At 69.5% G+C, this 22,105-nt stretch carries 12 protein-coding genes and 1 pseudogene; 7 read left to right on the plus strand and 6 right to left on the minus strand.

Annotated elements, in window-relative coordinates; translation table 11 throughout:
* Positions 1 to 127 precede the first annotated feature (127 nt).
* The 3 genes from AB0K43_RS01815 to AB0K43_RS01825 are packed head-to-tail and all read left to right on the plus strand — an operon-like array spanning position 128 to position 3,083.
* Complete coding sequence (locus AB0K43_RS01815; protein ID WP_363634650.1) at positions 128 to 1,570, plus strand: replication initiator; 1,443 nt, start codon at positions 128 to 130, stop codon at positions 1,568 to 1,570.
* The gene (locus AB0K43_RS01820) at positions 1,570 to 1,776 is read left to right on the plus strand and encodes a helix-turn-helix domain-containing protein (RefSeq protein ID WP_363634652.1); all 207 of its coding nucleotides are present in this window, start codon (positions 1,570 to 1,572) and stop codon (positions 1,774 to 1,776) included. The genes AB0K43_RS01815 and AB0K43_RS01820 overlap by 1 nt, the downstream gene beginning before the upstream one ends.
* Positions 1,776 to 3,083 (plus strand): site-specific integrase, encoded by a 1,308-nt coding sequence (locus AB0K43_RS01825; RefSeq protein ID WP_363634654.1) that lies wholly within the window; start codon positions 1,776 to 1,778, stop codon positions 3,081 to 3,083. The genes AB0K43_RS01820 and AB0K43_RS01825 overlap by 1 nt, the downstream gene beginning before the upstream one ends.
* A 77-nt stretch (positions 3,084 to 3,160) precedes the next feature.
* Here AB0K43_RS01825 and AB0K43_RS01830 read toward each other — a convergent pair whose 3' ends face one another.
* Positions 3,161 to 3,442, minus strand: coding sequence for a hypothetical protein (locus AB0K43_RS01830; RefSeq protein WP_363634656.1), 282 nt, complete (start codon positions 3,440 to 3,442; stop codon positions 3,161 to 3,163).
* A gap of 5 nt (positions 3,443 to 3,447) precedes the next feature.
* Positions 3,448 to 10,308 carry an HYD1 signature containing ADP-ribosyltransferase family protein gene (locus AB0K43_RS01835; protein ID WP_363634657.1) on the minus strand — a complete coding sequence of 2,287 codons (6,861 nt, stop codon included), beginning with the start codon at positions 10,306 to 10,308 and terminating at the stop codon, positions 3,448 to 3,450.
* Between the two features lie 872 nt (positions 10,309 to 11,180).
* Here AB0K43_RS01835 and AB0K43_RS01840 point away from each other — a divergent pair.
* Positions 11,181 to 15,680, plus strand: a complete 4,500-nt coding sequence (locus AB0K43_RS01840) for a LamG-like jellyroll fold domain-containing protein (protein WP_363634659.1) — start codon at positions 11,181 to 11,183, stop codon at positions 15,678 to 15,680.
* Between the two features lie 85 nt (positions 15,681 to 15,765).
* Here AB0K43_RS01840 and AB0K43_RS01845 read toward each other — a convergent pair whose 3' ends face one another.
* Complete coding sequence (locus AB0K43_RS01845; protein WP_363634661.1) at positions 15,766 to 16,752, minus strand: LysR family transcriptional regulator; 987 nt, start codon at positions 16,750 to 16,752, stop codon at positions 15,766 to 15,768.
* Positions 16,753 to 16,984: 232 nt separating this feature from the next.
* Between AB0K43_RS01845 and snpA the strand changes: the two genes are divergently transcribed.
* A complete protein-coding gene (gene snpA / locus AB0K43_RS01850) occupies positions 16,985 to 17,632 on the plus strand; it encodes a snapalysin (protein WP_363634663.1) in 648 nt (215 codons plus the stop codon).
* A 93-nt stretch (positions 17,633 to 17,725) separates the two neighbouring features.
* Complete coding sequence (locus AB0K43_RS01855; protein WP_363634665.1) at positions 17,726 to 18,616, plus strand: S41 family peptidase; 891 nt, start codon at positions 17,726 to 17,728, stop codon at positions 18,614 to 18,616.
* Here AB0K43_RS01855 and AB0K43_RS01860 read toward each other — a convergent pair.
* Genes AB0K43_RS01860 through cbiE form a run of 3 tightly spaced genes read right to left on the minus strand, consistent with a single transcriptional unit; the run spans position 18,606 to position 21,387 of the window.
* Entirely contained in the window at positions 18,606 to 19,352 is a 747-nt protein-coding gene (locus AB0K43_RS01860) for a cobalt-precorrin-6A reductase (RefSeq protein ID WP_363634667.1), read from the minus strand. The two genes, AB0K43_RS01855 and AB0K43_RS01860, sit on opposite strands and share 11 nt — an antisense overlap.
* The gene (gene cobM / locus AB0K43_RS01865) at positions 19,352 to 20,110 is read right to left on the minus strand and encodes a precorrin-4 C(11)-methyltransferase (protein WP_363634669.1); all 759 of its coding nucleotides are present in this window, start codon (positions 20,108 to 20,110) and stop codon (positions 19,352 to 19,354) included. The genes AB0K43_RS01860 and cobM overlap by 1 nt, the downstream gene beginning before the upstream one ends.
* The gene (gene cbiE, locus AB0K43_RS01870) at positions 20,107 to 21,387 is read right to left on the minus strand and encodes a precorrin-6y C5,15-methyltransferase (decarboxylating) subunit CbiE (protein WP_363634671.1); all 1,281 of its coding nucleotides are present in this window, start codon (positions 21,385 to 21,387) and stop codon (positions 20,107 to 20,109) included. The genes cobM and cbiE overlap by 4 nt, the downstream gene beginning before the upstream one ends.
* A 389-nt stretch (positions 21,388 to 21,776) precedes the next feature.
* Between cbiE and AB0K43_RS01875 the strand changes: the two are divergent.
* Positions 21,777 to 22,105: pseudogene (locus tag AB0K43_RS01875) on the plus strand (hypothetical protein); the annotation flags it as partial.

A 22,105-nucleotide genomic window follows, 5' to 3' on the forward strand; every position in this document is an offset into this window, starting at 1 on the left:
TTCCCCACCTGACCGACCCCGCCGACCGGGCTCGGCTTCCCATGCCCCGAGCAGCACCAACACGCCTTCCTGAATGGCTGGTTGCTGCTCGGGGCCTTCCCACCCGACAGAAGGGACATGCCCCGACATGGTCACCCTGGACCTGCGCCACGTGGCAAGCCCCGCCCTGCGGGACCTGATCCACCTGGTCAACCAGCCCGACTTCGACCGCGCACACCAGCAGATCGACCGCCTCGGCGGCTGCACAGAACCCGTCCGCCTGCTCGGCCAGACCACCACCATCGACACGGCAACCGGCGAGGTACTGCGCTCCTACACCACGGCCGACGAGCCCACGGGCAGCCTGCTGACGGCCTGCGGCAACCGCCGCGCCTCGCGCTGCCCGGCCTGCTCCCGCGTTTACGCCGCCGACACGTTCCAACTGATCCGGGCGGGCCTGAACGGCGGCAAGAGCGTGCCGGACACCGTCCGCACCCACCCCCGCGTGTGCGCCACGCTCACCGCGCCGTCCTTCGGCCCCGTCCACAACCGCCCCACCGACGCGGGCGGCGTCCTGCGGCCCTGCCGCTGCGGCAAGCGCCACGAACCCGCGGAAGCGCTGCTCGGCACGCCGCTGGACCCGAAGACCTACGACTACCCGGGCGCGGTGCTGTTCAACGCCCACGCCGGAGCCCTGTGGGCGCGGTTCACGATCTACCTGCGCCGTGAGATCGCAGCCCGGCTCGGACTCACGCAGAAGGCGGCCCGCGCGGTGCTGCGCGTCTCCTTCGCCAAGGTCGCCGAGTACCAGAAGCGCGGCCTGGTCCACTTCCACGCCGTGATCCGCCTCGACGGCCCGGACGGAAGCACCCAGCCCCCGCCCCCGTCCGCCACCGTGACCATGCTCGCCGACGCCATCCGGGCCGCCGCCCGCGTCTCGGTCAGCGTCGTCTCGGACGCGGTCGGAGAACGCGAACTCGCCTGGGGCGAACAGCTCGACGTGCGCGAGATCGCCGCCTTCGGCACCGACACCGAGCTGACCGATCACGCGGTCGCCGCCTACGTGGCCAAGTACGCCACCAAGTCCGCCGACTCATCCGGTGCTCTCGACCGCGCGCTGTTCTGCCGCCCATGCCAGGGACGCGGCATGACCTTGACCGGCCACGGAACCCCGCTCACGTGCACCGCCTGCGGCGGCACCGGACAGGCCCGGCCACTTCCCCGCCTCGCCGTCGAACGCCACGTGCGGCAGATGATCCGCACCTGCTGGGAACTGGGCAAGCGCCCGGAGTTCGAAGCGCTCAAGCTCTGGAAGTGGGCGCACATGCTCGGCTTCCGAGGCCACTTCTCCACCAAGTCCCGCTGCTACTCCGTCACCCTCAGCGCGCTGCGCGCCGCCCGCCGCGCCTGGCGCACCGAACAGGCCCGTGCACACGCCGGCCTGCCCGACCTCGACCCGAGCACGACCCTCGTCATCGGCCACTGGGCCTACCACGGCTCGGGCTACAGCCCCGGCGCGCAACTCCTCGCCGCCACCGTCTGGCACCGCAGAGAACTGGAGCGGCAGTTCACAGCAGAGGGCGGCTGCTGATGACCACGCGCCCGGGGCCACGTGCGGGCGAGGACCTCCTGACGGTCCCCCAGGTCATGGCCAGCCTCCAGCTCGGCCGCTCCGCCGTCTACGACCTCCTCCGCACCCGGCAGCTCGCCTCCGTCACCCTCGGCCGCGCCCGCCGCATCCCCGCCAACGCCCTCAACGACTTCATCCGCACCCGACTCGAACAGGAAGCAGCCTGATGACCCCACCCCGCGACACTCCGGCCTCCCGTCGCAGCCGCGCCAACGGCGACGGAACCGTCTACCAGCGAAAGGATGGCCGCTGGGAAGCCGCGGGCTACGTCCTCGCTCCCGGCAACACCAGCAAGCGCGTCCGCGTCTACGGAACCACTCGCAAGGAAACACTCGCCAAGCTCACCGAGAAAATCGCGGCAAGCAACCGCGGCCTCCCCGTGGTCTCTGCGCAGGGCAGCGTCGCAGCGTTCCTCACCTACTGGCTGGAGACCGTCGCCGTCCACCGGCTCCGCGAGAACACCCACACCCGCTACACCGCCGTCACCCGCCTCTACCTCATCCCCGGCCTCGGCCAGAAGAAGCTCGCCAAGCTCACCGCCAAGGACGTCCGCACCTGGCTTGACCAGCTCCGCATGACCTGCCAGTGCTGCACACGCGGCCTCGACACCGCCCGCGACCAGCCGCAGTGCTGCGCGGTCGGGAAGTGCTGCTCCAAGCGGCTGTCCCCGCTGACCCTGGCCTACGTGCACTCCGTGCTCAAATCCGCCCTGGAGCATGCCGTCCGCGAAGAGGAGATCCCCCGCAACGTCGCTCGCAACGTCCGCATGGGCACACCCCGCCCCCGCCGCTTCGAACCCCTCACCGTCAAAGAGGCACGCGAGTTCCTGACCGCCACCGACAGGCACCGGCTGAGCGCACTGTTCGAACTCGCCCTGCGCACCGGACTGCGCAAGGGCGAACTCCTCGGCCTGCGCTGGGAAGACCTCGACCTAGCCGGCGGAGCCGCCAGCATCCGTCGCACCCTCCAACGCACCAACTCCAGCGGCCTGACCGCCCTACCCACCAAGACCCAGAGCTCCGAACGCCGCATCGCCCTGCCCACCGAGTGCCTGCGCTCCCTCGAACAGCACCGGAACCAGCAGAGCCAAGAACGCGAGGCTGCGGGAACGGGCTGGAAGGACAGCGGCTCCGTCTTCACCCGGCCCGACGGCTCCCCGATCGAGGGAGCCACCCTCACCCGGCACTTCAACACCCTGCTCCGTCGGGCCAGGCTCCGCCGCATCCGCTTCCACGACTTCCGCCACTCGGCGGCCACTCTCCTCCTCGAACAGGGCGTCGAACTCGTCGTCATCAAAGAGCTCCTCGGCCACGCCCACATCGGTGTGACCGCCACCGTGTACGCCCACGTCCGCCTCCGCCTCCAGCGCGACGCCATCGACCTCCTCAGCAACGCCCTCCGCCACCCTGCCGAGCCCGCCACTCGGCCCGACGACGGCGACGAACCACCACTTTGTGCAGCACCCGTCCACTGACGTTGCCGTCAACTACTGCCGTCAGAGCACCAAGGGGCCCCGCCGGACTACTGTCCAACGGGGCCCCTTGGTGCTTATTATCCGATCATCTTTGCGCGATTCCAGGCCGACTCGAAGTCGCTTTCCTCGATAAGCGAAGCGGTGAACTCCGGCTGAGAATCAATCTCCTCCAGCGGCGGAAATGGAACCTCCGAGAGGCCCGCCGTGGCGGTCTCATGAGCCTCATCCGCCCACTCAATTCGCCCACTGCGGTAGATCTGGACCTTCCGAGTTTCGTACCGGTCCTCCGCGATCTCGCTGAGATACATCACCGGCTCATCCTCGAATTCATGAGCCCATTCGACCTTTACGTATTCCATCGTGACTAATTTGCTCCTGATCCCACGATGCGCCCGGTCAGGTCCAGGTTCCCACTGTTTGGGATCACAAACACACCTGGCCGCCCTTGGACCACATTGAGGCCCGTCACATCGATCTCGATGTAGTGCGTAAACTTCCGGCCAGCCCAAGGGACCCGAAGGAATGCCGCTGAAAGCTGCCCCAGTGTCTTCGTGCCGGGCGCTACGTCAGTCAAATATTGACCATCGCCATATCGGGCATCCTTTGGATTATTGGCCTTCAGGGAAGGAAACATTTCCTGACTCTCCCTGATGGCCTTCACGCTGTCTTCAGTAGTGTAGTGGTAAAGCGTTTGAGGCGTTGCCGCCTCGCTCGCTGCTTCTACTGCTTCGCCAGCTTCTCCACAGTTATGAACGAGGACTGGTGTGGCCCCTGCCAGCACATAGTACGTGTGGAGGTGGTTGATCGTTAGGTTGTGGAGGTAGGCGGAGCCGGGTCTTGTGCTGACCGCGGTGATGAGGACGTGCGCGCCCTTGTCGGTCAGCAGGTTGTGGCCCACCGTCAGCTTCCCGGCGGGGACGAATGAGTGGCTGTTTTCGTCCCAGAATGGGTGAATTGCGTTGGTGTGGATGGTTTCGCTGGTTCCGCCCTCGGGCTGGACGGTGAGGTCGATGAGGTCGTCATCGTTGTTGAGCCAGGTGGCGGTGACAGTGTGGGGTCCGCTGGGGACTGCCGTGTCGGGGTCGGCGGCCTCGACCTGGTCGCCCACAGCTACATCTGCGATCGGCTTAGTGGTGCCGTCGCCCATGAGGACAGGGGTTTCTGGGGAGAAGCTGCATCCGCCGTCGCCCCGCGCCGCGCCTCTCAACCTGGACAGAATGGACCGGAAGACGCCTGCTTCTCCCGCTTCTGCTGCAGCTGCGGCAGCTGGTGCGGGCACGGGCGTGAGCTTCTTGGTGATCAAGCCGACGGCCACCATGGTGGTGACCTGGCCGCCGAAGTAGGCGTACTCGCCGTTCTTGAGTTCCTCGCCCATCGCGACCACGCCGGTGCCGGTGTTCACCGCGATTGTGAACGGATCCGTCAGCGCTGCCAATTCACTGCATGACCGGATGCTGCCCGTCACGCAACCGCCCGCATCGCCGATCGGCTTGGCGGCACCTACGAGCAGTCCGAGGCCCGTGTCCACGACACCGTCCAAGAAGCCGCGCTTCTTCTTGTCCGTCTTCGCTGCTCCGCAGTGCGGGCTGCAGCCGTTGCTGTCGACGGGTCCGTGGTCGGTGTACTCGGCGGTTCCGCCGTTGCCGGCGTCGGTGCGGGTGCCGGTGCGGGCGGGGTCGGCGCGTCCGTGGCAGTCGTCCAGGCACATGCTGAAGAGCCCGGTGGGGTCGCTCTTGGCGACGGGGTTGCTGGCGGCGTAGTTGTAGCCGCCGAGTTGTTGGGCGTCGTTGGGGTCGAAGAGGGGGTCGGGGCTGATGAAGCGGGCGGTGGTGGGGTCGTACTGGCGGACTCCGAGGGTGGTGAGGCCGGTTCCTGTGTTGGTGGGGGCGTTGAGGAAGCCGCGGTTGTCGGGCCAGGTGGTGGTGGTGCCGCGGGGGGCTCCGTAGGGGGTGAACTGGCGCCAGGTGGGGTTTTGGCAGGTGTTGTCGAGGATGAGGCCGGCGGTGCCGTGGGGGTCGGTGATCTCGAAGCGGTAGTTGGTGGCGGTGCCGGTGCGGACGGTGGTGCCGCCGCCGGGGAGGGGGATGTAGCGGGTGGCGGTGAGGGTGCCGGTGGTGGCGCCGGTGGCGGTGTTGAGGGTGATCTGCTGGCCGGGCAGGTAGAGGGTGGCGATGGTGCCGGTGGTGGAGGTGTCCTTCTGGAGGAGGACCTGGCCGTCGGCGCCGTAGACGTAGGAGGTGTTGCCGGCGGTGCCGCCGGTGATGGTGGTGAGGCGGCCGGCGTCGTCCCAGGTGAGTGTCTGGGAGCCGGTGGCGGTGGTGGTGCGGGTGGTGGTGTTGCCCGCGGTGTCGTAGTGGAGGGTGGTGCCGCCGGTGGCGCTGGTGAGGGTGTGGGGTTGGTTCTTGCCGTCGGCGTTGTAGGTGTAGTTGGTGGTGGTGTCGGTGCCGCCGGTGGTGGAGTGTTCGGTCTGGCTGGTGCGGTTGCCCAGCGGGTCGAAGGTCCAGTCGGTCCAGTAAGCGGCGCCGGCGATGGCGTCACCGACGGTGGTGTGGGCGGTGGGTGTGGGGGTGGCGGCGCAGGAGTCGGTGGCGGTCCAGGCCTGGGTGAGGCGGTCGAGCTGGTCGTAGGTGTAGCACTGGGTCTCGGTCGTGGTGCCGAGTCGGGTGGAGGTCTGGCGGGTGGTGTTGCCGGCCTTGTCGTAGTCGTAGTGCTGCTTGTCGACGTCGCTGGGTGCGCCGGTGGTGGCGCGGGAGACGAGTTGGTCGGTCAGGTGGCCGGTGTGGTCGTCGTAGGTGTTGCTGATGTAGCCGAGGTTGCCGGGGGCGCCGAGGGTGGTCTGGTTGACCCGTCCGTAGGCGTCGTAGGTGGTGCCCTGTGCGTAGCCGTAGCTGCCGGTGGCGAGGCCGTTGGGCAGGTCGAGGGCGGTGGCGTAGGAGTGCAGGACGGTTTCGGCGGGCAGGCCGGCGCCGAGCGGGAACACGTCGCTGTAGGGCAGGCCGGTGTTGGTGGTGTAGTCGTGTTTGAAGGTGTAGGGCTTGCCGAGCTGGGTGCCTTCGGTGGTGGAGGGGATGGTGACGGTGTCGCCGAGGGATTCGCCGAACTTGTTGAACCCGAGGGATTGGGTGACGTAGGCGGCGCCGCCGTTGTAGGAGGTGGTGGTGGTGGTGTGGCCGATGGGGTAGCCCATCGAGGCGACGGCGTTGTTGTCGTTGTCGTAGACCCAGGAGGCGAGCTGGTTGCCGCTGTTCTGTGTGGTGGCCGGCGCGGCGTAGGTGGCGCTCTTGCGGTTGAGGGTGTCGTAGGTGGAGCTGACGGTCTTGCCGCGGGAGTCGGTGGACTGGATCAGGTTGCCGGCGGTGTCGTACTGCATGGTGCTGGTGCCGGCGTCGGGGTCGTTCTTGGTGGTGACCTGGCCGAGCAGGTTGTAGCCGGTGGTCCAGGTGGAGCCGTTGGCGGTGACGGTGTTCTGCTTGCCGTGGCCGTCGAAGCCGTAGGTGATGGGCTGGTTGGTGCCGCCGGTGAGGGTGTAGGTGCCGGTGAAGGTGTCGGCCGGCGGGGTGAGGGTGGGGCGGGCGGTGTAGTCGTCCAGTTCGACGGCGCGGCCCAGCGGGTCGGTGACGGTGGTCTTCACGGTGCCGCCGGCCGGCGGCACCACGGTGGTGCGGTCACCGCCGTAGACGGTGGTGGTGGACTCCTGCACGGTCGAGTACTTCAGGGAGTCGACCCGCACCGCGCGGCCGAGGCCGTCGTAGGTGGTGACCTGCTGGTTGGGGATCTGCGAGTCCTGCGCCGAGGCGATCGACAGCGAGGGCAGGGAGGCGGAGTCCCAGTAGGCGGAGTTCGCCTTGCGGACCCAGCCCCGTGAGTCGTAGAACGACTCGGTGATCAGGCGGCCGCCCTGCGGGGTCGGCGCCTGGGTCTGCCGCACCCGTCCGAGCGAGTCGTAGAGCGTCACCGAGGTCGCGTACCCGAGCTGCTCGTTCAGCTTGTTGGTGGTGACACCCGACAGGATCGAGGAGACGGTGTAGGAGTACTTGATGTTGGCCGGTGCCGGGCTGGACCGGTTGTCGGTCCACACGGCGGTGAGCCGGCCGAGTGCGTCGGACTGGCTCGTCGCCGTGACGCCGTTGGCGTCGGTCGCGGTGAGGGTGAGCTTGCGAGCCGGCGCCAGGGTCGTCCTGACGCTCTGGTTCTTGGCGTTGGTGACCTTGCTACCGGTGGTCAGACCGACGGCGTCGACCGTGTAGGCCGTGGTCGTCGCGTTGCCGTTGCCGTCGTAGGCGATCAGGGGACGCCCGTAGGCGTCGTAGGTGGTGCGCTTGCTGGTCACCCAGCTGTAGGCGCCTGCGGTGTGGTCGACGGCCGTGCGCACCATGGTCGCGTTGCCGACCGACGGCGGCTGGGTCTGCGGGAAGACGGTGTCGAAGGTGGCGTCGTCGTAGGAGGTGCGGGTCGCGGAGATCACCTGCGCGGGGCGGTTCACCCCGACCGGCGCGGTCAGGGTGTTGTACCCGGCGGGGACGGATGCGGCGGCGCCTTCGGTGAAGCCGTCGCAGGCCACCGACACGCTCTCCTGGGAGGCCACCAGGCCGACCAGGTTGAGGGTGGTGTTCGCGGGCGTGTAGGTGGAGGTGGTGCACCGGTCGTAGGCGGCGACAGCCGGCACCGTGTGGCTGTACGAGGTGGTCGGGAGACCGAAGTTCACATCGGCCGGGTCCGCGACGTAGCTGTTGTTCGTCTCGCCGACCCGCCAGGTGGTGGTGCCGGAGGACGTGACGGCCTGCCGTGTGTAGGTCTCGGCGTCCTTGACCGCGGTGGCCTTGAGCGCGGGCAGGCCGGTGCGATTGCGCGTGGCGGTGGCCGGCGAGATCCAGTACGACGAGATGGTCAGGCTCTCGACGGCGCCGCCGTCGCCCTTGTAGATGGTGGCTTCCAGCTGGCTGCCGGACAGCTTGTCGCTGTCGGCGTGGGTGCCGCCCTGGGAGTCCGTGACGGTCACGGTGCGGGTGGTGGTGGGGGTGAGGTAGTCACCGTCCATACCGCGGTAGTAGCTGGTGGTGTTCAGGGTCTTGCGGTCGTTGGCGCCGTCACCGGTACGCACGGCGACGCTGGCGTAGCCGCGGAACTGGCCCCAGGTGCGGTACTTCGGCTGGACGACCTCGTTGTCGTCGTAGTGCCAGGCCGCGCCGCCGCCGTAGCTGTAGGTGGTGGCCTTGGTGGGGGCCTTGGGCGTGGGCGTCTCCCCGCCGGTCTGGTCGGCTTCGAGGACCTGGGTCACTGCGTACTTCTGGAACCAGTCGGTGATCGGGGCACTGTAGAACGGCGGCGTCCAGCTCACCGGGTAGCAGGAAGCCGTGTTGGTGGACGGGTCCGCGGACGCGATGGAGGCGGGGGTACAGGGGTTGGGCAGGCCGTAGGTGATGCCGGTGACCGCGCCGAGCTCGCTGGTGATCGACGTGAGTCGGTAGCGGAACATGCCCGGGAAGTTGGTCGTGTCGACACGGTTCTGCATCGTCGTTCCACCGAAGACGGTGGGCGGTAGCGCGGTCGGGCCGCTGGGGCCGCCGCCGGTGTTGTCGCTACCGGTGCGGGTGACGGAGGCCAACCACAGGGTGGGCGAGTTTCCGTCGCCGGTCGGTGGCTCGGACTGCGTCAGGTCGTAGGTGTCCACCGGAAGGTACTTGCCCGCCGCGACCGAGTACTGGCTCGTGGCGATCTGCTTGAGACGCACGGTGGAGAAGAAGGCCGGCGAGTGCGAGGTGCAGGCCGCTCCGCTGTTGCAGATCAGGTCGAACGGCACATCGGGGTACTGCGTACCCGCGTTCGACGCCGAGATCGGATCGCAGGTCGCCGCGGTGCAGCGTGCCCCGGTGGAGAAGGCGATCTGGTCGGGAACGGTGTCGTAGGCCCCGCCGTCCTGGAAGCCGTAGTCGATCCGTGCCAGGTAGGAGTCCCGGACGTACTTGGTGTTGGTGGCGCCGTTGTTCTGGCCGTAGAAGTTGGTGTCCTGGGTGTACCAGTAGGACATGGCCCCGCCACGGACATCCTTGGCGTAGTCCAGGTGCCACTTGTAGGCCATGGTGCATGCCGACGAGCTGAAGCCTGCGGCGTTGTAGCAGGGGTCGCCCGGGTGCGAGGAGTACACCGGCATGGAGTCGACCGAGTTGGTCACCGGCTTGCCGGAGGCCCAGCCGGGCACCTGATTGAGGCCGAAGGAGTACACCGTGCCCGAGCGGTCGGTGACCGTCCAGTAGTCGGTGTTGTAGGTGCCGGTGCCGTTGTTGGAGCCGGTGACGTGGGTGATCTTCTCGCCGTTGTCGTTGACCGGCTTCCACACGGACTTCGCCGCGTCCCAGACCAGGGCCGAGGAAGCGCCGTTGAGCGACAGGGTCAGGATCGGGCCGGCGTAGCACTCGTCATTGGTCTCGGACGGTGACGCGGTGCCTTCCGGCTTGTCGGCGCAGGAGGTGAAGGTCTGTTCGATGTAGGAGTCCGGCGTGGACCAGCCGTCGCCTACCCAGGAGGCTTGGGCCTGGGTGGAGGCGGTCTTGCCGTCCACGGCGGCCGAGTCGTAGCCCAGCGAGACCTTGGGCGTCAGCGACGTCGAGGCGCCGGGGGTCTCGACGGCGTAGGCATAGGTGAACGAACCACTGTTGCCGCCTCCCGTCCAGCTGCCGATCGGCGCGAGGGGGGTGGCCGCGTAGTTGCCGGTCGCACCGCCTTCCTGGCCGGCGGAGTCCGTGGCGGCCAGCACCTGCGGTGCTCCTGCGGTGGAGGCCTGGAGGGCGGTCGTCGTCCCCCCGGACCAGGTGGCGGGAACGGCCCGGCCGGTGTCCTCCGCGGCGGAGGTCTTGGCGGCGGTGGGTGCGCCGAGATCGACCTTGGCGGAGAGCGATGCCGTCTTCGCATCCCGCTGGGTGGCGAGCGGGGTCTGTACCCGGCACGCCGCGACCTCCGGCGTGGTCAGAGCGCAAGCCGGCAGCGAGACCAGGTGGAGGCGGGAGGCGTAATTACCACCGTAGGCCTCTGCGAAGGCGGAGTAGTCGACGCCCACCCTGACGCTGCCCTGCCCAGCCGAGGTGGGCTTGACGGTGAAGAGCACCCCGGAGACTCCGAGGTCGGTCGACTTCTGGCGGTCCAGCACACTGACGCCGACCTCGTCGGGCCCCTGGTAGCTGCCGGCGGCGGACTTCTCGGCCTGGACCCACACCGGGGTACCGCTCACGTCCTGCTTCGCACCGTCGGCATCGGCCGTGGGAGCGGCGACGTGCGCACTGCCGCTGGCCGCCTTTGGCCAGACAGTGGCGCGTGGCGTATAGGTCTTGCGGGCTTCGCCGCCGGGTGCCTGACTCGGCTTCAGAGTGAGGTTGTGCACTCCCTGGACAGCCTTGGCGGACGGTGCCGGCGGTAGCGACCCTCCGCTCATGGGGACGGCATAGGCAGGGGCTGTCATCAGAGCCGAGAGCAGAGCTGTGGCGGATATGAAGGGCAGCCAGGAGCGCGTCGAGGAGGACGATTTACGGAGACTGCGTGGTCGACGGTCGTCGACGGGTATGCGCATGGCGCGTGGGCACCTCTGTCGTCAGCTGCGCGTGGGCAGCACGGAGCACCGGCGTGATCACCGCCGGTGAGCCGACTATCGCAGACCCCTCTGACGGAGCATCACCATGCGATGGCATTTCACCTGCAGCTTTGATGAAAGCTTTACCTGGAGGCCGTGCCCCAAATTCGGTATAGATCCAGCAATGTCCCATGAAGGCCCAGTTGGCACGACTTCAGTACCTTGAGGCTCGGTTGTGCCGCATGGAGGGCGGTGGGGCAGCCACCTCGAGTCCGAGCCACCGTCCCCATTTGGCAAAACCTTTACCAATTTCTCGAGCCATATTTCCGACATAGCGTCAGTTATGCCCTCGGGAAGCGGTTGTGGCGCGGGGAATCTCTTTCGAGGCATGGCATCTGACGTGCAACTCTTCCCTCGAAGCTGCCGCAGGCAGCCGAAAGACGACACTCACAGCGAGAGGCGGACTCCTTCCCGTGCCAGCACCTACATCACCGACCCGCGCGCTCGCGGCGGGACTCGCCGGGGCGCTGACCGCGATGACGCTCAGCGCTCTGGCTGTACCTGCCGCGCGAGCCGACTCCCCGTCGCCTGCTCCCGGAGTCACGCTGACGGCCGACCAGGCCTCCGCCCGGGCCCGCACCACCGGTAAGGCCGTCTCGGTGGACGCGGCTACCACGGTGACCGACCAACTCACGGCCAACCCCAATGGGACCTTCACCCTGAACCAGGCGCTCACTCCGGTGCGCAAGTTCAAGGACGGCGGGTGGAAGCCGCTGGACGCCACGTTGTTGAAGCGCGCCGACGGCTCCATAGGACCTGCCCTGACCACGAGTGACCTCACCCTCTCGAAGGGGGGTGGCGGGTCACTGGCCGTCATGAAGACCGGTGGTCGGTCGCTCGCCGTCACGCTGCCGGACTCACTGGCCAAGGCCTTGCCCGCCCCGGCCCTCGACGGGCCGACGGCCACGTACGGCCTGATGACGGGTGTCGATCTGAAGGTCACCGCAGATCCGCAGGGCGGCTTCTCCGAGGTCCTCGTGGTCAAGGACGCGGTCGCCGCGGCCAACCCGGCCCTCAAGTCGCTCGCGTTCACCACGAGGACGACGGGTGTGGACCTCGCCGCAGATGCGGCCGGCAACATCGTGGCCAAGGACCCGCACGGCAAGGTGGTCTTCTCCGCCCCCGCGCCTGTCGAGGGCGTCTGGGACTCCGCCGTCGACACCGCAGCGCCCACCGTCACCGAACCTCGCACCGGCAAGTTGCTCGACGCGCACTCCGGAAGCCCGGCCCGCTCAAGTGCGGCGGAGCCTGGGGCCACCGCTCACACGGCTCCGCTGAAGGCGACCTACGCAAACAGCGTCATCACGCTCACACCGGACCCGGCGTTGCTGTCCGGCCAGAACACCGTCTGGCCGCTCTACATCGACCCGACGTACTCCGCCGGCGGCGGCTCGGTCCAGCAGTGGACCTACGTCAACTCCCACTTTCCTACCACCAACTACCTGCACACCTCGGACGCCACGGGCCTTCGCGTCGGGTACAACGGCTGGGAATCCCCTTTCTTCGTCGGTCGGGCATTCGCCCAGATGTCGGTGCCGCCCAGCATCTATGGTGCCGCCGTCATTGACTCCCAGTTCTACGCGACGGAGACCACGGCGCCTTCCTGCAATGCGAAAAATGTGGAGCTCTGGTCGGTCGGGGCAACCAACCAAGCGGTCATCTCCTCCTCCACCACGTGGAACAACCAGCCGGGCTGGAACAGCAGGCTCGACACCCGGAACGTCGCCAACGGCTATGACGGCTGCCCCGCCGCGTCCGTCGGCTTCAACACCAAATCCCTGATGCAGCAGGCGGCTGACAGCTCCTGGTCGACGGTCAACCTCGGCCTGCGGGCCTCGGACGAGTCGGACAAGTACGCCTGGAAGAAGTTCCAGCCCTCCTCGATGTTCATGTCCACCACCTACAACCACACCCCCGCCACGCCCAACCCGCTGACCACCTCGCCCGGCACCACCTGCGCGTCCAACCCTCCCACCGCCGTAGGCAATGGTGATGTGACCCTCTACGCCGGTGTCAGCGACCCCGACGGGGGAGTGCTCGGCGTGGCGTTCACCGCCGTCAACACAGCCACCGGTGCCGCGCTGAAGTCCACCACCACCTCGACGCTGTTCGCGACCTCGGGCACCACGGCCTCCATGGTCATCGACCGTGCGACCCTGGTCGAGAAAGCCGGTGGCGTTCCCACCACGTTCTCCTGGAACGTCTTCACCAGCGACGGGTCGCAGAACAGTCCCACCAGTGCGACCTGCAGGTTCACCTTCGACCCCACCGTCCCGGGCCAGCCGCAGATCGTTCCCCCGAATCCTGCGGTTTACACGGTTGGGACCCCGGCGACGTTCCATATCATCCCGAATGCCACCGGCCCGGCTCCCTCGGGCTACCTGTACCAACTCAACGGCGCGGCCCCGGTCCCGGTCAGCCCGAGCATGGCCGCAGCGGGTTTTCCCGTCACACCGACGCGTGGCGCCAACAACCTGACAGTTACCGCGCTCTCGGCCGGTGGCAACATCGGTGACACCGCGATACAGCCGATCAATGCCACTGCCCCGGCCACTGCGCTGGAGAACGACCTCACCGGCACCGGCCACGCCGACCTCGTGGTCGTCGGGAATCAGGCATCGCTGCCAGCTGGTCTGTGGCTTGCCCAAGGGACCGCAGCCAATTCGTTGAACGCGCTCGCGACCAACATCGGGGTGCGAGGCACGGCGATCAACACCAACGGAAGCCCTGGCGACTGGAACGGTCTCCAGACTGTCGTCGGTCACTTCGCCTCGGGCGGTGGTTTCAACGACGTCCTCGCCTACAACCACCAGACCGGTGCCGGCACTCTCCTGAACGGAAACGGTGACGGATCCGTCCTGTCGCCTGTCTCCGGCGCCGCGGCGGACATTCTCGACAAGGCGTTCACCTCCGGCTCCGGCTCCAAGGCAAGCAGCGTCGCCAACGCAGGTAATCTCTACAACACGCTCAACGGCGATCCCCTGGGACAATTCCCCGGTCTGCTGCTCGTCCTTGACGGCTCCCTCCAGGTGGAGGCCGCCTCCGGATCCGCCGCCCTCTTCACCGGCACTTCCAGTGCGATCGATTTGTCCGACACCAACCCTGCCGGCAGCGGGAGTTGGGCCGGCTGGTCCGTCGCGAGCACACTGATCAACGGCCTACCGGCGCTCTTCGCCCGCGATGACGTCGGCGGCCAGCTGTACTACTACAGCCCTCAGAACCTTCTCGACCTGCCGATGGGAACCCCCGTCATCCCTGTGAAGGTCGCCTCCAGCGGCTGGGACGCAACGAGCAAGCCCGTGCTCCAGGCAGCGGACATCGACCGCAACGGCACCGTGGACCTCTGGGCCGTGAGCAGCAACGGGGATGCCACCGCCTACCTCTTCAACGGCGCCACCCTCACCCCGCAGACCAGCCAGAACCTCACCGCCCCCACCCATACCTGGCAGTTCAACGACGCCGATGCCAATGCGGCCCTCGGAACGGCCAAGGACTCGGCCGGCGCCCAGAACATGACCGCCAGCGGTACCCTCCCCAACTTCGGCTCCGCCAGCGCCGTGGTGGGCCACGGTGGTGACCTCTACAGCCCCGATGCGCTCGTCAACACGGCCGTCGTCCAGACCAAGCTGACGCCCGACAGCGCGGGCACCGGAACGATCGCCACCACCGGCCCCGCCGTCGACACCACCAAGAGCTTCACCGTCGACCTGTGGGCCAAACCCACCAACTACGGCGGTGTCGTCGCCTCCCAGGACGCGGCGCACTCGTCCAGCTTCATCATCTATGCCGAGAACACCTGGCGCTTCGGGATGAGCAACAACGACAGCGACGACAACTCCTGGTCGTACGACCTGGTCGGCGGCTCACCCGTCACCTTCGGCGTCTGGGCGCACGTCACCGTGACGTTCAACGCATCCAACAGCACCATGTACCTGTACATCGACGGCCAGTTGCAGGGGACCGCCGCACACACCGCCCGGATCGCCAGCACCGGTCCGACCCGGGTAAGCGGCTACAAGTACCAGGCACAGCAGACCGCCCGCTACAACGGTCAGATCGCCGGCCTTCGCACCTACGCCAAGGCCCTCGGCGGCGCCCAGAACCAGCTCACCCGCTCGGCCGCCGGCATCTGGTCCAGCGCGGACCCGATTGCCTTCGTGCCTGACACCTCGCAGGTGAACGCGGTTCTCCTCGCGAACGGCGACACGGTCTACATCACCCTCGCCGGGGGGAAGGAGTACGCCCAGTGGCACTACGCGAACGGCACCTGGAGCACACGGACTCTCATCCCCACGAGCGGCAGTGACGGAGTCGACGTCACCGATATCACGGCCATCACGGCCATCGCCTCGACCGCGACCTCCAACACTCCGGAGCGGGTACAGGTCCTCTCGATCGCCGGAGGCCGCCTGCGTCACCAGACCTGGAACAACGCGTCGGGCTGGAGCAAGGACGACATCCCTCCCACCAGTGGCACCGGCGTCACCGCCATCGCCGCCGCAGGCGGGTACACCGATGGAAGTTCCCAGCTCATGGCCGTGATCGGCGGCGTCGAATATCACCAGGCGCGGTACAAGGACGGTACCTGGAGCACCTTCAACCAACTCGGCAACTCCGGCGTCACCGCCGTCGCGGCTGCAGGCGTGACCGATGGGAGTACCCACTTCGTGTCCGTCGTCAACGGCTCCGAGTACCACCAGGAGCGCTATGCGGGCGGCTCATGGAGCGGATTCAACTCGGTCGGCATCGGCAGGGTCACCGCCGTCGCCGCGGTCGGCGACCCTGATGGAAGCGTCCAGTTCGCCCTCCTCCTCAACGATCGCAAAGCCTTCTGGCAGATGCGCACGAACGATGGCAACTGGACCGAGATCGACCAGAGGGCTGTCGGAGTCGCCGGGGTTGCCATCTCGGGCAACCCCGGTGCCAAGCCCACCGATTCCTGGTACAACACCACCAACCTGATCACCACCAGCTGACGCAGCACCCCAGCAGCGGGGCCGGATCGACGCGGGTCACTGCGCCGGTCCGGCCCCGCTGCGTTCCCGCCCGCCGGCCGGGCGCTCAGTTGGGCGAGGGCCCGGTCGGCCCCAGGAGGTGGGGCAGGGAGCGGTTGTGCCGGAGCAGCCAGGCCAGGTACGTCGGGTTGGCCCGGGCCAGGTCGAGGTACGCCGTGCAGAGGTCGGCGTAGAGGGCGTCCAGGACGGGGGTGGCCAGGGCGCCGGTGCGCCAGGTGAGCAGGAGGCGGACGCCGAGGGGGTCGCCGTACAGGGGGCGGACGACGGTGCCGGGGACGGGGACAGAGGTGGGTTGGCAGGGGCGGACGGCCTCGCCGGAGGCGACCAGCTCGGCGGCGGTGGCGTTGTCGCGGATCTGCAGCACCCGCGGGTCGAGCCCCGCGCCGGAGAACACCCGCCGCATGGCCGCGTACTCGTGGTCCGCCGTCGGGTCCACCATCCAGGTGTCCTCGGCCAGGTCGGCCAGCCGCACCACCGGCTGGACGGCCGCCGGATGACGCACCGACAGCGCCAGGAACTGCGGCTCGCGCCCCATCAGCACCCGCTGCTCGGTGTCGGCCGGCACCCGCAGCGGGAAGCCCTCGCTCTCGTGCACGAAGGCGATGTCCAGCTGGTCGGCGGCGATCATGCGTAACAGGGCGATGGCCGAGATGTCGATGTGGATGGTGGTGTCGGTGTCCGGCAGTCGGTCGTGCACCTTGCGCAGCCAGGCCGGTACCGCGCGGCTGCCGACGCTGCCGATCCGCAGCTGCCGCTGCTCGGCCCCGGCGGCCTCCTGGCGGGCGGCGGTGACCAGGGTGGCCATCTCGGTGACGATCGGCCGGGCTCGCGACAGCACCGAGTGGCCGAGCGGGGTGGGTTGGCTGCCGGTCTGCTGACGGTGGAACAGGCGCCCGCCGATGGTCCGTTCGATGCGGTGCAGCTGGGTGGAGAGGGCGGGCTGGGTCATGCCGAGCTGCAGTGCCGCCTTCCGTACGCTGCCGGTGTCCGCGATGGCGCACAGCACGCGCAGGTGTCTCACGTCGAGCTCCACAAAGGGAGCATAACGAACCGGCCAAATCTTTGCCAGGGCCATGTCAGATGCCGAGACCGGCGCTCCCAGCTGCGGGAACTCCACCTCCCACCAGGGGTATTGGGCCGTGCTATCGCCGGTTGGCATCCTCCGCAGCCGTGCCCGGCTGGCCGAAGCTCTGTGCATCACCAGTTCACCCGGTGTTCCGCGGCGCCCCCAACCGCCGTGGGACTCGCGAACGGAGTACCCCCACATGAAGCGTTCCGTCCTGTCGCTGACCGCTGCCGTCGGCCTCGCCCTGGCCGCCGGCATCGCCGCCGTGCCCGCGTCCGCGGCGACCGTCGACTCCGCACCCCAGCAGGGTTACGTCGCCTCCTCCTACACCGGCTCGGCCGAGGAGAAGGCCAACAACCAGGCGTTCTACGAGGCCGTGATGAAGTCGGCGCTGGCCAAGAAGGCCGCCAACCCCTTCCTCCAGGCCGTCACCGTGACCTACGACGCCAGCAGCGCGCCGACCTTCCGCACCACGATCGCCAACAGCGCCTCGATCTGGAACAGCTCGGTGCGCAACGTGCAGCTGCGCAGCGGCACCAACGCGGACTTCCGCTACTACGAGGGCAACGACTCGCGCGGCTCGTACGCCAGCACCGACGGCCACGGCAGCGGCTACGTCTTCCTGGACTACCGGCAGAACCAGCAGTACGCCTCGCTGCGGGTGGTCGCGCACGAGACCGGCCACGTGCTCGGCCTGCCGGACCACTACTCCGGCCCGTGCAGCGAGCTGATGTCCGGCGGCGGCCCGGGCACCTCCTGCACCAACCCGTACCCGAACACCACCGAGAAGAACCGGGTCAACTCGCTCTGGGTGAACGGCTTCGCGGCCGCCGCCGCGGCGCGCTGACCCGAGCGCACCGACCCGAGCGCGCACGCAGGCTCCCGGCCCGGCCCCGAAATGATTCCTACGGGGTCGGGCCCGCGCGTTAGCATCCGGCCCATGACAACCCATCACGCCATACTCGAGGACGCGCTCGCCCGGATCACCGCCGGCTACGTGTTCCCCGACCGCGCCGTCGAGGTCGACGCCGAGATCCGCCGCCGCCTCTCCACCGGCGAGTACGACGCCCTGAGCGAGACCGAGTTGTGCACCGCCGTCACCGGCCACCTGCAGCAGGTCTGCCCGGACAAGCACCTGCGGCTGCTCTGGAGCGACGAGCCGCAGTCGATGGAGGAGGACCCGGAGGCGGACACCCGGTTCGAGGCGCTCTGCCGGGCCGAGAACTTCGGGGTCCAAAAGGTCGAGCGGCTGGAGGGCAACATCGGCTACCTCGACCTGCGGCTGGTCGCCACCCCGGCCGGCGGCGCCCCGGTCTTCGCCGCCGCGATGCAACTGCTCTCCCACACCGACGCGTTGATGCTCGACCTGCGCAACTGCCGGGGTGGCTCGCCGGAGGGCGTGGCGCTCTGGTGCAGCTACTTCTTCGCCGACGGCAGCGTCCACCTCAACGACATCTACGACCGGGCCAGCGGCCGCACCCAGCAGTTCTGGACCTCTACCCACCTGCCGGCCCCGCGCTACCTCGACCGCCCGGTGTACGTGCTGACCAGCGCGACCACCTTCTCCGGCGGTGAGGAGATCGCCTACAACCTGCAGACCCAGCAGCGGGCCACCCTGGTCGGCGAGACCACCAAGGGCGGGGCGCACCCCACCGATCGGTACCCCGTCACCCCGCACATCACCGTGACCGTGCCGACCGCCCGCTCGATCAACCCGGTCACCGGCACCAACTGGGAGGGTGTCGGCGTCATCCCGGGCATCGCCGTCCCGGCCGACCAGGCGCTGTCCGCCGCGCTCGACCACCTCCAGGGCGCCGCGATCAGCGCCTGAGCTGTGCCAGCCAGGCCACCGCTCCCGCCGGATCGGGGGCGGTGGGCAGGCCGGCCGGGGGCTCCGGGCGGCGGACCAGCACCACGGGCAGGCCCAGTTCGCGGGCGGCCGCCAGCTTCGGGGCGGTGGCCGCCCCGCCGCTGTCCTTGGTCACCAGCACGTCGATCCGGTGCTCCCGCAGCACCGCCCGCTCACCGTCCAGGGTGAACGGGCCCCGGTCCAGCAGCACCGCCAGCCGGGGCGGCAGCGGCGGCTCGGGGGCGTCCACCGAGCGGGCCAGGAAGAAGAGTTCGCGCAAGCAGGCGAAGTGGGAGAGCCCCTGGCGGCCGGTGGTGAGGAAGATCCGGCGGCCGAGCGCGGGCAGCGCGGCGGCCGCCTCGGCCAGCGAGCCGACCGGGCGCCAGTCGTCGCCCGCCACCGGCGCCCAGCCGGGGCGGCGCAGCGCCAGCAGAGGCACGCCGGTGTCGGCCGCCGCCGCTGCCGCGTTGCGGCTGATGCCCTCGGCGAACGGGTGGGTGGCGTCGACCAGCGCGTCCACCCGGTGCTCCCGCAGCCAGTCGGCCAGCCCGACCGGGCCGCCGAAACCGCCGATCCGCACCTCCCCGGCGGGCAGCCGCGGTTCGGCCACCCGCCCCGCCAGCGAACTGGTCACCCGCAGATCCGGATCGGCCACCAGCTCCCCGGCCAGCTGCCGGGCCTCGGTGGTGCCGCCCAGGATCAGGACGTGGCGCGGCATCAGGCGCAGGGCTCGTGCGGGCGCTCCCGCTCGGCCGAGTACAGGTGGCTGTCCCGGAACTGCTCGGCGCCCAGCGTGCGGCCGACCAGGATGACCGCGGTGCGCAGCACCCCGGCCTCCTTCACCTGACCGGCGATGTCACCGAGGGTGCCGCGCAGCACCAGCTCCTCCGGGCGGCTGGCCATCGCCACCACGGCGGCCGGGCAGTCGGCGCCGTAGTGCGGCAGCAGCTCCTCGACCACGCTCTCCACGTACCGGGTCGCCAGGTGCAGCACCAGCAGCGCGCCGCTGCGGCCCAGGGTGGCCAGGTCCTCGCCCTCGGGCATCGGGGTGGCCTGCCGGGCGACCCGGGTGAGGATCACCGTCTGGCCGACCGTCGGCACCGTCAACTCCCGCTTCAGCGCTGCCGCCGCGGCCGCGAAGGCGGGCACACCGGGCACCACCTCGTACGGGATGCCGGCCGCGTCCAGGCGTCGCATCTGCTCGGCCACCGCGCTGAACACCGACGGGTCGCCGGAGTGCAGCCGGGCCACGTCCTGGCCGCGCTCGTGGGCCGCGGTGATCTCGGTGACGATCTGGTCCAGGTTGAGCTGCGCGGTGTCGACCAGCCGGGCGTCCGGCGGGCACTCGGCCAGCAGCTCGCGCGGCACCAGGCTGCCGGCGTACAGGCACACCCCGCAGGCCGCCAGGGTGCGCTGGCCGCGCACGGTGATCAGGTCGGCGGCGCCGGGGCCGGCCCCGATGAAGTAGACGGTCACTGCTGCTCTCCCTGATCCGAAACCTCGACCACCGATGCGTCGTCCACCGGAGCCTTGACCACCGACCACTGCGTGACCGGCATCGCCTGCCGCCAGCCGGTGAAGCCGCCGACCGGCACCGCGTGCGCCACTGCGAGCCGCAGCAGCTCACCGCCGTGCCGCCGGTACCACTGCGTGAGCAGCGCCTCCGACTCCAGCGTCACGGTGTTGGCGACCAGCCGCCCGCCCACCGGGAGCGCCGTCCAGCAGGCCTCCAGCAGCCCGGGCGCGGTCAGGCCGCCGCCGATGAACACGGCGTCCGGGGTGGGCAGGCCGGCCAGTGCGGCGGGCGCCGCACCGGTCACCACCTGGAGCCGGGGCACCCCGAGTGCGGCCGCGTTGCGGGTGATCCGCTCGGCCCGCGCCTGGTCCCGCTCCACCGCCACCGCCCGGCAGTCGCGGTGCGCGCGCAGCCACTCGATGCCGATCGAGCCGGAGCCGCCGCCGACGTCCCAGAGCAGCTCGCCCGGCGCCGGGGCCAGCGAGGCCAGGGTGGCGGCCCGCACGTGCCGCTTGGTCAGCTGGCCGTCGCTCTCGAAGGCGGCGTCGGGCCGGCCGGGCACCAGCTGGGTGCGGGGACGGCCGGGCTCGGCCGCGCAGTCGACGGCGATGACGTTCAGCGGGTCGCCGGGCGGGTGCGGCCAGTGTGCCGCGGTGCCGTCCAGCTGCCGCTCGGCCGGGCCGCCGAGTTGCTCCAATACCCGCAGCGGGCTCGGCCCGAAGCCGCGCTCGACCAGCAGCGCGGCCACCCGGGCCGGGGTCGCGGCGTCGGCGCTCAGCACCAGCACGCGGCGGCCGGGGTGCAGCGCGGAAGTGAGGGAGTCCAGCGGCCGGCCGACCAGGCTGACCACCTCGGTCTCCTCGAGCGGCCACGCCAGCCGGGCGCAGGCGTACGAGACGGCGGACGGGTGCGGCAGCACGCGCAGCGCGTCCGGTCCGGCCAGCTCGGCCAGGGTGCGGCCGATGCCGAAGAACATCGGGTCGCCGCTGGCCAGCACCGCCAGCCCGCGGCCGCGGTGCGCGGCCAGCAGCCCGGGGACGGCCGGGCGCAGCGGCGAGGGCCACCCGACCCGCTCGGCGGCGACCTCCGGCGGCAGCAGCTCCAGCTGGCGCGGCCCGCCGAGCACCACCTCCGCCGCCCGCAACGCCTGCCGTGCGACCTCGGACAGCCCGACCCAGCCGTCGGCCCCGATCCCCACCACGGTGATCGCCGGCTCCGGCACCGAAACGCTGGCCAAAGGGGACTCCTCGCAGGTCGGACGGGGTGGCAGCGGCAGCCTACCGGGCCTCGCCGAGCTGCGGGGCGGGGCGCGGCGTGAGCCTGGTCTCGCGGTGGCTACGGGGCGACGGGGCCCGGCGGGGAGCCGGGGAGAAGGGAGCAAGGTTGTGGCGTGCGTCACGGTCCGGTCTGTCGAGATGTCCGCTTTTGGTGAGCCTGATGCGCGTTTAGTCGATGGCATGTCAGTGGGGGTAGTCATGGTGGTCGCAATGTCGGTTGACGGTGAATCGATGGGTCTACGAAGATCCGCCCTGTCTTAAAAAATGATGAGAAGTCAGGACTGGGAGAGCAGTGGCGGACAGCCGATGGAGACGGTCAGCACGTGGCTGGCTGGCGGGGAGTGTCGCCGTGGGCGCGCTCATAGGATCGAGCGTTCTTCCGGCGGTGGCATCCGCCGCGGAGGCAGCGCCGAGCAGGTCGTCGGGGAGCGCCTCGGCGAGCACTGCCGGGAGCTCCGACGCGGCTGCTGCCGACGGAGCCGAGCAGTCGGCGGTTGTGGAGGCGAGGCGGACCGGGAAGCCGGTCGAGGTGGCCTCGAAGCGGTCCGAGACCGTTGATGTGGTCGCGCAGCCGGACGGCAGGTTGGTGGCGACGACGTATGTGCAGCCGCACCGGGTGCGTAGGGCCGGTGGTTGGGTGGACATCGATCCGGCGTTGTCGGTGCGGGCGGACGGTTC

The sequence above is a fragment of the Kitasatospora sp. NPDC049258 genome, assembly GCF_040678895.1.
In the GTDB taxonomy this organism is placed as follows: Bacteria; Actinomycetota; Actinomycetes; order Streptomycetales; family Streptomycetaceae; genus Kitasatospora.

Coding starts and splice junctions, on each gene's coding strand:
- snpA (WP_363634663.1), top strand. CDS start 16,985: ATGAAGCGTTCCGTCCTGTCGCTGACCGCTGCCGTCGGCCTCGCCCTG.
- AB0K43_RS01830 (WP_363634656.1), bottom strand. CDS start 3,442: ATGGAATACGTAAAGGTCGAATGGGCTCATGAATTCGAGGATGAGCCG.
- AB0K43_RS01860 (WP_363634667.1), bottom strand. CDS start 19,352: ATGCCGCGCCACGTCCTGATCCTGGGCGGCACCACCGAGGCCCGGCAG.
- AB0K43_RS01855 (WP_363634665.1), top strand. CDS start 17,726: ATGACAACCCATCACGCCATACTCGAGGACGCGCTCGCCCGGATCACC.
- AB0K43_RS01815 (WP_363634650.1), top strand. CDS start 128: ATGGTCACCCTGGACCTGCGCCACGTGGCAAGCCCCGCCCTGCGGGAC.
- AB0K43_RS01820 (WP_363634652.1), top strand. CDS start 1,570: ATGACCACGCGCCCGGGGCCACGTGCGGGCGAGGACCTCCTGACGGTC.
- AB0K43_RS01840 (WP_363634659.1), top strand. CDS start 11,181: ATGACGCTCAGCGCTCTGGCTGTACCTGCCGCGCGAGCCGACTCCCCG.
- AB0K43_RS01825 (WP_363634654.1), top strand. CDS start 1,776: ATGACCCCACCCCGCGACACTCCGGCCTCCCGTCGCAGCCGCGCCAAC.